The organism is Wolbachia endosymbiont of Mansonella ozzardi (assembly GCF_020278625.1).
In the GTDB taxonomy this organism is placed as follows: Bacteria; Pseudomonadota; Alphaproteobacteria; order Rickettsiales; family Anaplasmataceae; genus Wolbachia.
In genome coordinates this window covers 1-956 of record NZ_JADAKK010000087.1, presented here as the reverse complement: position 1 = coordinate 956, position 956 = coordinate 1, and the positions used below count along the sequence as shown (strand labels likewise).

The following is a 956-nucleotide window of genomic DNA, read 5'->3' as shown; positions in this document are numbered from 1 at the left end:
TAAAATTTCACTTAAATCTAAACTTGCAGCTTCAGTTTTATCGATGCTCGATCCTTGGTCATTGAACTTATGGTCTGAGTGGTGTTCAAAATAATCCGCAATTCCATCCATTAATACTGTAGGTAAGGACTGGCCTCCTATAGCTAAGTAAGTCAAACCATGTGCAAATTCATGCTGAAAGTTATGAACACTGCCTTGCTGATAGACATACATCTCAGCAACGACACCAGCTTCTCCTTTATAGTAAGTTTTACCACCTTCATCTCCAAGATAAGAACCGAAACGTTCGCTTCCGCCAAGGTGAGTGTAATCAGCCTTATCATCGAACACATAAAACTTAAATGTTTGTTCCGAACTGCCGCGTTCTAATCCGAACGCATCTTTAAAATTAGCAGCTGTTTTTCTTATCTCACTTTCAATTTTAGCAAATTTACTTGCTTTTAAATCATGAGAATAAACCTCTACTTTAATATTTAGCTCTTTTATTTCTATGATACGTGGCGAATTAAATCCCTTACCACCATTATTGAAATACTCTTCTTTAGTTATATCTTTATTTACTTGTTGATTGATTGTCATAACTTTAACCTCTAATTTGTTAATCCTTCAATATCAAGCATAGGGTGATCTCTCTAAAGAAAGCGTAAATTTCCATATCAGAGTAATTTATGCTTTAGTATAAATATATAAATAATTAATTCAATATGTAAAATCATAGAGTATGGCTGAAGTTCTATGACAGTGCCATTTCAGCACCCTTTCTCCCGTCATCCCAGCGCATGGTGTACGGATATCATGATTTGGGCTTATCAGGAAGGTATCATGCAAGTTGACATATGAACATTGCAAAACATTTGACACTGATTTACTGCACAATTGCTCCCAATATGAATTCTCAATGGCTTTGTTGCACAGCAACTTATGCGGTGATAATTTATGATAAATTCATGTAGCCA

At 35.3% G+C, this 956-nt stretch carries 1 pseudogene; it reads right to left on the bottom strand.

Going from position 1 to position 956, the window contains the following annotated elements:
• Window positions 1-579, bottom strand: a pseudogene (locus IHO40_RS05660) (peptidase M2); the annotation flags it as partial.
• Window positions 580-956: the final 377 nt, after the last annotated feature.